Below are 6,441 nucleotides of genomic sequence, written 5' to 3'. Positions count from 1 at the left end.
GGCTCTTTCAGAGTCAGCTCAATGAGTGAAGAAGCCCCCGCCTAGCGGGGGCTTTTTTATTGAGTTGACACCTATCAGGTGCGTCTATAGAATTGCGCCTCCTTTTAACGGGCGTATTGCGCCCGGTGGGAATAGCAGCCGGAGTCTGAAATCCAATGCAAAATCAGCAAATCCGTATCAGGTTGAAGGCTTTTGACCATCGCCTGATCGACCAATCCACCCAGGAAATCGTGGAAACCGCGAAACGTACTGGTGCTCAAGTGCGTGGTCCTATTCCACTGCCTACCCGTAAAGAGCGGTTCACCGTTCTGGTCTCCCCGCACGTCAACAAAGACGCGCGTGACCAGTACGAGATCCGCACTCATAAGCGCGTTCTGGACATCGTCCAGCCAACGGATAAAACCGTTGATGCACTTATGAAGCTTGATCTTGCGGCCGGTGTGGAAGTGCAGATCAGCCTCGGCTAAGACTCGGTCTTGGTCGTGTAACGCTCTGAAATGGGCGGCCATAGCGGGTGAAAGCCCCGTACACTCATGAGGTTTACAACATGACTATTGGTGTAGTCGGTCGTAAATGCGGTATGACCCGTATTTTCACCGAAGAAGGTGTCTCCATTCCGGTCACGGTCATTGAGATCGAGCCGAATCGCGTCACCCAGTTCAAAACTGAAGAAACCGATGGCTATCGTGCAGTGCAAGTCACTGTCGGCGAGCGTCGCGCTTCGCGTGTAACAGCAGCTCAAGCTGGCCACTTCGCAAAAGCGAACGTTGCCGCTGGTCGTACCGTAATGGAATTCCGTCTTGAAGAAGGCGACTACCAGGCCGGCGATCTGATCAAGGCTGAAATCTTCGCCGCTGGCCAACTGGTTGATGTAACCGGTCAGTCCAAGGGTAAAGGCTTCCAGGGTACGATCAAGCGTTGGAACTTCCGCGGGCAAGATAACACCCACGGTAACTCCGTATCCCACCGCGTTCCAGGCTCTATCGGCCAGTGCCAGACTCCTGGTCGTGTATTCAAGGGCAAGAAAATGTCCGGTCATATGGGCGCCGAGCGCGTGACCGTGCAGTCCCTCGAAGTAGTGCGCGTGGACGCTGAACGCAATCTGTTGTTGGTCAAGGGCGCTGTTCCTGGCGCTACTGGCGGCAACGTGGTTGTACGTCCAGCAGCCAAGGCTCGCGGTTAAGGGGAAGCTGACATGCAATTAAATGTAAATGACGCTCAAGCGATCGAAGTTTCCGAACTGACATTTGGCGGCGAATTCAACGAGACGCTGGTTCACCAAGCAGTCGTGGCCTACATGGCTGGCGGCCGTCAAGGTAGCAAGCAGCAAAAGACCCGTTCCGACGTTTCCGGTGGCGGCAAGCGCCCATGGCGTCAGAAAGGTACTGGCCGTGCTCGTGCCGGTACTATCCGTAGCCCAATCTGGCGTGGCGGCGGTACCACTTTCGCAGCTCGTCCACAGGATCACTCCCAGAAGCTGAACAAGAAGATGTATCGCGCGGCGATGCGTTCCATTCTTGCTGAGCTGGTGCGTACTGATCGTCTGGTCGTGGTTCAGGACTTCGCTGTTGAAGCACCGAAAACCAAAGATCTGCTGAACAAGCTGAATGGCATGGGCCTGACTGACGTCCTGATCGTGTCTGACGCTGTTGATCAGAACCTGTACCTGGCTGCTCGCAACCTGCCGCACGTCGATGTACGTGACGTACAAGGTTCCGATCCGGTCAGTCTGATCGCATACGACAAGGTGTTGATCACCGTGTCGGCCGTGAAGAAATTCGAGGAGCTGCTGGGATGAACCAGGAACGCGTATTTAAAGTTCTGCTTGGCCCGCACGTTTCCGAGAAGGCTACGGTTCTGGCAGACAAGAAAGGCCAGTTCGTTTTCAAGGTTGCTACCGACGCAACCAAGCTGGAAATCAAGAAGGCCGTCGAAAGCCTGTTCAGCGTGAAAGTAGAGCGCGTGACTACCCTGAATGTTCTGGGTAAGAGCAAGCGCACTGCTCGCGGTCTGGGCAAGCGTAATGACTGGAAGAAGGCAGTTATCTCCCTTCAGCCAGGCCAAGATCTCGATTTCAGCAGCAGTGCTGAGTAAGGAAGGGGTGCATCATGGCAATCGTTAAATGCAAACCGACTTCCCCTGGCCGCCGTTTTGTGGTCAAGGTGGTCAACCAGGAGCTGCATAAAGGCGCTCCTCACGCACCGCTGCTCGAGAAAAAATCGAAGTCTGGTGGTCGTAACAACAATGGCCGCATTACTACACGTCACGTGGGTGGTGGTCATAAGCAGCATTACCGTCTGGTCGACTTCCGTCGCAACGACAAGGATGGCATCGCTGCCACCGTCGAGCGTATCGAATACGATCCAAACCGTACTGCTCACATCGCTCTGCTGCTGTACGCAGATGGCGAGCGTCGCTACATCATCGCCCCTAAAGGCGTGAGCGCTGGCGACCAGCTGATCGCAGGTGCTCTGGCGCCGATCAAGCCGGGCAACGCTCTGCAACTGCGCAACATTCCAGTTGGTAGCACCGTACACGGCATCGAATTGAAGCCAGGTAAAGGCGCGCAAATCGCTCGTTCCGCTGGTGCTTCGGCTCAGCTGATCGCTCGTGAAGGTGTCTACGTGACCCTGCGTCTGCGTTCTGGTGAGATGCGTAAAGTCCTGGCTGAATGCCGTGCGACCCTGGGCGAAGTCTCGAACTCCGAGCACAGCCTGCGTTCGTTGGGTAAAGCTGGTGCCAAGCGCTGGCGTGGCGTTCGCCCAACCGTTCGTGGTGTTGCCATGAACCCGGTTGACCACCCACATGGTGGTGGTGAAGGTCGTACCTCTGGTGGTCGTCATCCGGTATCGCCATGGGGCTTCCCGACTAAGGGCGCGAAGACTCGTGGTAATAAGCGTACCGACAAAATGATCGTCCGTCGTCGCAAGTAAATAGAGGGATACGACAGTGCCACGTTCTCTGAAAAAAGGTCCTTTTATTGATCTTCACCTACTGAAGAAGATCGAAGTGGCGGCGGAAAAGAACGATCGCAAACCAGTTAAGACCTGGTCGCGCCGTTCGATGATCCTGCCACAAATGGTCGGTCTGACCATCGCTGTACACAACGGTCGCCAGCACGTCCCAGTTCTCGTGAACGAAGACATGGTCGGCCACAAACTGGGCGAGTTCGCCGGTACCCGCACATACCGTGGGCACGTGGCTGACAAGAAAGCCAAGCGTTAAGGGGTAAGGAAATGGAAGTAGCCGCTAAGTTGTCGGGCGCTCGAATCTCCGCCCAGAAAGCCCGCTTGGTCGCCGACCAGATCCGCGGGAAGAAGGTGGGCGAAGCGCTCAACCTGTTGGCTTTCAGCAGTAAGAAAGCCGCCGAGATCATGAAAAAAGTGCTGGAGTCGGCCGTAGCCAACGCCGAGCATAACGAAGGCGCAGACGTTGATGACCTGAAAGTCAGCACCGTTTTCGTCAACGAAGGGCGTTCGCTGAAGCGCATCATGCCACGTGCCAAAGGCCGTGCTGATCGCATCGTCAAGCGGTCTTGCCATATCACTGTCAAGGTTGCTGACAAGTAACGGAGTCGAAGAGATGGGTCAGAAAGTACATCCCATTGGCATTCGCCTGGGAATCGTCAAGGAGCACACCTCCGTCTGGTACGCAGACGGCCGGACTTATGCGGACTACTTGTTCGCTGATCTGAAGGTGCGTGAGTATCTCCAAGACAAACTAAAAAGCGCGTCCGTAAGCCGTATCGATATCCATCGTCCGGCTCAGACTGCACGCATCACCATCCACACCGCTCGTCCAGGTATCGTTATCGGGAAGAAAGGTGAAGATGTTGAGAAGCTGCGTCAGGACCTGACCAAGCAAATGGGTGTGCCTGTGCACATCAATATCGAAGAGATCCGCAAGCCGGAGCTCGACGGTATGCTGGTTGCGCAGAGCGTAGCTCAGCAGCTGGAGCGTCGCGTCATGTTCCGTCGCGCTATGAAGCGCGCTGTACAGAACGCCATGCGCATTGGTGCCAAGGGCATCAAAATCCAAGTGAGCGGTCGTCTCGGCGGTGCTGAAATCGCACGTACTGAATGGTATCGCGAAGGTCGTGTGCCACTGCACACCCTGCGTGCCGACATCGACTATGCCAACTACGAAGCTCACACCACCTACGGTGTGATCGGTGTAAAGGTTTGGATCTTCAAAGGCGAAGTAATTGGTGGTCGCCAAGAAGAACTGAAACCACAAGCACCAGCGCCTCGTAAAAAAGCTGCTAAGTAAGGGGTACGCCAAATGTTGCAACCAAAGCGTACGAAGTTCCGCAAGCAGATGACCGGTCACAACCGTGGCCTGGCACTGCGCGGTAGCAAAGTCAGCTTCGGCGAGTTCGCGCTGAAGTCTGTTGCTCGTGGTCGTCTCACCGCTCGTCAGATCGAGTCGGCACGTCGTGCCCTGACCCGTCACGTAAAACGTGGCGGCAAGATCTGGATCCGTGTATTCCCGGACAAGCCTGTCACCAAGAAGCCACTCGAAGTTCGGATGGGTAAAGGTAAGGGTAACGTGGAGTACTGGGTTGCCCAGATTCAGCCAGGCAAAGTCCTGTATGAAATCGAGGGTGTTTCTGAAGAGCTGGCGCGTGAGGCTTTCGCCCTGGCTGCTGCAAAGCTGCCGCTCGCCACCTCCTTTGTTAAACGGACGGTGATGTGATGAAAGCGAATGAACTTCGTGAAAAATCAGCACAGCAGCTGAACGAGCAACTGCTCGGCCTGCTGCGCGACCAGTTCAATCTGCGTATGCAGAAGGCAACTGGCCAGTTGGGGCAGTCTCATCTGCTCTCGCAAGTTAAGCGTGACATCGCTCGCGTGAAAACTGTGCTCAACCAGCAGGCAGGTAAGTAATCATGGCTGAAGCCGAAAAAACTGTCCGTACGCTGACTGGCCGTGTTGTCAGCGACAAGATGGACAAAACCATCACCGTTCTGATCGAGCGTCGCGTCAAGCACCCGATCTACGGTAAATACGTTAAGCGTTCGACTAAGCTGCACGCGCACGACGAAACCAATCAGTGCCATATCGGCGACAAAGTCACTATTCGTGAAACTCGTCCGATGGCCAAGACCAAGTCTTGGGCACTGGTTGATGTTCTCGAACGCGCTGTGGAAGTCTAAGGGCTAGGGGTCGGAGAAATTATATGATTCAGACTCAATCCATGCTCGATGTGGCCGATAACAGCGGCGCTCGCCGCGTTATGTGCATCAAGGTGCTGGGTGGCTCCCATCGTCGTTACGCTGGTATCGGTGACATCATCAAAGTTACCGTGAAGGAAGCAATTCCTCGCGGTAAGGTGAAAAAAGGCCAAGTGATGACTGCTGTTGTAGTCCGCACTCGCCACGGCGTTCGTCGTGCTGACGGCTCCATTATCCGCTTTGATGGCAACGCTGCTGTTCTGTTGAACAACAAGCAAGAGCCGATCGGCACCCGTATCTTTGGGCCAGTGACCCGTGAACTTCGTACCGAGAAGTTCATGAAGATCGTCTCGCTCGCCCCAGAAGTGCTGTAAGGAGATCCGACATGCAAAAGATTCGTCGTGACGACGAGATCATCGTGATCGCCGGCAAAGACAAAGGTAAGCGCGGTAAGGTGCTGAAGGTTCTTGCTGATAACCGTCTGGTTGTTGGTGGTCTGAACCTGGTCAAGCGTCATACCAAGCCTAACCCGATGTCGGGCGTACAGGGCGGTATCGTCGAGAAAGAAGCGCCACTGCACGCTTCCAACGTCGCCATCTTCAACGGCGAAACCAACAAGGCTGACCGCGTTGGTTTCAAAGTAGAAGACGGTAAGAAAATTCGTGTCTTCAAGTCGACCCAAAAAGCGGTTGATGCTTGAACACTGCTAGGTAGAAGACCATGGCACGACTAAAAGAGATTTACCGGAAGGAAATCGCACCGAAACTTAAGGAAGAACTTAAGCTTTCGAACGTGATGGAAGTTCCGCGCGTTACCAAAATCACCCTGAACATGGGTCTGGGCGAAGCGATCGGCGACAAGAAAGTCATCGAGCACGCCGTTGCCGACCTGGAAAAGATCACCGGTCAGAAAGTCGTTGTGACTTACGCTCGGAAATCCATCGCTGGCTTTAAAGTCCGTGAAGGTTGGCCGATCGGCGTCAAAGTGACCCTGCGCCGTGAGCGTATGTACGAGTTCCTGGATCGTCTGCTGTCGATCTCCCTGCCTCGGGTTCGCGACTTCCGCGGCCTGAATGCCAAGTCCTTCGATGGTCGTGGCAACTACAGCATGGGCGTAAAAGAGCAGATCATCTTCCCGGAAATCGATTACGACAAGATCGACGCTCTCCGCGGTCTGGACATTACCCTGACCACCACTGCTCGGACGGATGACGAAGGTCGCGCACTGCTGCGCGCTTTCAAATTCCCGTTCCGCAACTGATTGGAGTA

At 54.9% G+C, this 6,441-nt stretch carries 14 protein-coding genes; all 14 read left to right on the top strand.

Annotation, left to right across the window (positions count from 1 at the left end):
• The first annotated feature begins 155 nt into the window (after positions 1 to 155).
• The 14 genes from rpsJ to rplE all read left to right on the top strand — a co-directional run bounded on the left by rpsJ (position 156) and on the right by rplE (position 6,433).
• Positions 156 to 467: a 30S ribosomal protein S10 gene (rpsJ, locus tag ACLEJR_RS20895; protein WP_003186070.1), complete on the top strand. Its 312-nt coding sequence runs from the start codon at positions 156 to 158 to the stop codon at positions 465 to 467.
• 80 nt (positions 468 to 547) lie between these two features.
• Positions 548 to 1,183 carry a 50S ribosomal protein L3 gene (gene rplC / locus ACLEJR_RS20890; RefSeq protein ID WP_440797843.1) on the top strand — a complete coding sequence of 212 codons (636 nt, stop codon included), beginning with the start codon at positions 548 to 550 and terminating at the stop codon, positions 1,181 to 1,183.
• A gap of 12 nt (positions 1,184 to 1,195) precedes the next feature.
• Entirely contained in the window at positions 1,196 to 1,798 is a 603-nt protein-coding gene (gene rplD / locus ACLEJR_RS20885) for a 50S ribosomal protein L4 (protein ID WP_003186057.1), read from the top strand.
• The gene (gene rplW, locus ACLEJR_RS20880; RefSeq protein ID WP_002555488.1) at positions 1,795 to 2,094 is read left to right on the top strand and encodes a 50S ribosomal protein L23; all 300 of its coding nucleotides are present in this window, start codon (positions 1,795 to 1,797) and stop codon (positions 2,092 to 2,094) included. The genes rplD and rplW overlap by 4 nt, the downstream gene beginning before the upstream one ends.
• Before the next feature lie 14 nt (positions 2,095 to 2,108).
• Positions 2,109 to 2,933, top strand: a complete 825-nt coding sequence (gene rplB / locus ACLEJR_RS20875) for a 50S ribosomal protein L2 (RefSeq protein WP_007924198.1) — start codon at positions 2,109 to 2,111, stop codon at positions 2,931 to 2,933.
• Between the two features lie 16 nt (positions 2,934 to 2,949).
• Complete coding sequence (gene rpsS / locus ACLEJR_RS20870; RefSeq protein WP_002555486.1) at positions 2,950 to 3,225, top strand: 30S ribosomal protein S19; 276 nt, start codon at positions 2,950 to 2,952, stop codon at positions 3,223 to 3,225.
• Between the two features lie 11 nt (positions 3,226 to 3,236).
• On the top strand, positions 3,237 to 3,569 hold the full coding sequence (gene rplV, locus ACLEJR_RS20865) for a 50S ribosomal protein L22 (protein WP_003103908.1): 333 nt from the start codon (positions 3,237 to 3,239) through the stop codon (positions 3,567 to 3,569).
• 13 nt (positions 3,570 to 3,582) lie between these two features.
• On the top strand, positions 3,583 to 4,269 hold the full coding sequence (gene rpsC, locus ACLEJR_RS20860) for a 30S ribosomal protein S3 (protein WP_003176422.1): 687 nt from the start codon (positions 3,583 to 3,585) through the stop codon (positions 4,267 to 4,269).
• Between the two features lie 12 nt (positions 4,270 to 4,281).
• Positions 4,282 to 4,695, top strand: a complete 414-nt coding sequence (gene rplP, locus ACLEJR_RS20855; protein WP_003186052.1) for a 50S ribosomal protein L16 — start codon at positions 4,282 to 4,284, stop codon at positions 4,693 to 4,695.
• Entirely contained in the window at positions 4,695 to 4,886 is a 192-nt protein-coding gene (gene rpmC, locus ACLEJR_RS20850; protein WP_002555481.1) for a 50S ribosomal protein L29, read from the top strand. The genes rplP and rpmC overlap by 1 nt, the downstream gene beginning before the upstream one ends.
• 2 nt (positions 4,887 to 4,888) lie before the next feature.
• Entirely contained in the window at positions 4,889 to 5,155 is a 267-nt protein-coding gene (rpsQ, locus tag ACLEJR_RS20845) for a 30S ribosomal protein S17 (protein ID WP_003194644.1), read from the top strand.
• A gap of 23 nt (positions 5,156 to 5,178) precedes the next feature.
• A complete protein-coding gene (gene rplN, locus ACLEJR_RS20840) occupies positions 5,179 to 5,547 on the top strand; it encodes a 50S ribosomal protein L14 (RefSeq protein ID WP_002555479.1) in 369 nt (122 codons plus the stop codon).
• 11 nt (positions 5,548 to 5,558) lie between these two features.
• Entirely contained in the window at positions 5,559 to 5,873 is a 315-nt protein-coding gene (gene rplX, locus ACLEJR_RS20835) for a 50S ribosomal protein L24 (RefSeq protein ID WP_003186046.1), read from the top strand.
• A gap of 20 nt (positions 5,874 to 5,893) precedes the next feature.
• Positions 5,894 to 6,433, top strand: a complete 540-nt coding sequence (rplE, locus tag ACLEJR_RS20830) for a 50S ribosomal protein L5 (RefSeq protein WP_003186044.1) — start codon at positions 5,894 to 5,896, stop codon at positions 6,431 to 6,433.
• Positions 6,434 to 6,441: the final 8 nt, after the last annotated feature.

The sequence above is a fragment of the Pseudomonas sp. SMN5 genome, from assembly GCF_052041925.1.
Lineage (GTDB): Bacteria > Pseudomonadota > Gammaproteobacteria > Pseudomonadales > Pseudomonadaceae > Aquipseudomonas.
The sequence above is the reverse complement of the archived record's forward strand: the minus strand, read 5'-3'. Positions and strand labels throughout refer to the sequence as shown.

Excerpts from the sequence above, each read along its gene's own strand:
- rpsJ (WP_003186070.1), top strand. The coding sequence starts at position 156 with ATGCAAAATCAGCAAATCCGTATCAGGTTGAAGGCTTTTGACCATCGC.
- rplC (WP_440797843.1), top strand. The coding sequence starts at position 548 with ATGACTATTGGTGTAGTCGGTCGTAAATGCGGTATGACCCGTATTTTC.
- rplD (WP_003186057.1), top strand. The coding sequence starts at position 1,196 with ATGCAATTAAATGTAAATGACGCTCAAGCGATCGAAGTTTCCGAACTG.
- rplW (WP_002555488.1), top strand. The coding sequence starts at position 1,795 with ATGAACCAGGAACGCGTATTTAAAGTTCTGCTTGGCCCGCACGTTTCC.
- rplB (WP_007924198.1), top strand. The coding sequence starts at position 2,109 with ATGGCAATCGTTAAATGCAAACCGACTTCCCCTGGCCGCCGTTTTGTG.
- rplV (WP_003103908.1), top strand. The coding sequence starts at position 3,237 with ATGGAAGTAGCCGCTAAGTTGTCGGGCGCTCGAATCTCCGCCCAGAAA.
- rpsC (WP_003176422.1), top strand. The coding sequence starts at position 3,583 with ATGGGTCAGAAAGTACATCCCATTGGCATTCGCCTGGGAATCGTCAAG.
- rplP (WP_003186052.1), top strand. The coding sequence starts at position 4,282 with ATGTTGCAACCAAAGCGTACGAAGTTCCGCAAGCAGATGACCGGTCAC.
- rpmC (WP_002555481.1), top strand. The coding sequence starts at position 4,695 with ATGAAAGCGAATGAACTTCGTGAAAAATCAGCACAGCAGCTGAACGAG.
- rpsQ (WP_003194644.1), top strand. The coding sequence starts at position 4,889 with ATGGCTGAAGCCGAAAAAACTGTCCGTACGCTGACTGGCCGTGTTGTC.
- rplN (WP_002555479.1), top strand. The coding sequence starts at position 5,179 with ATGATTCAGACTCAATCCATGCTCGATGTGGCCGATAACAGCGGCGCT.
- rplX (WP_003186046.1), top strand. The coding sequence starts at position 5,559 with ATGCAAAAGATTCGTCGTGACGACGAGATCATCGTGATCGCCGGCAAA.
- rplE (WP_003186044.1), top strand. The coding sequence starts at position 5,894 with ATGGCACGACTAAAAGAGATTTACCGGAAGGAAATCGCACCGAAACTT.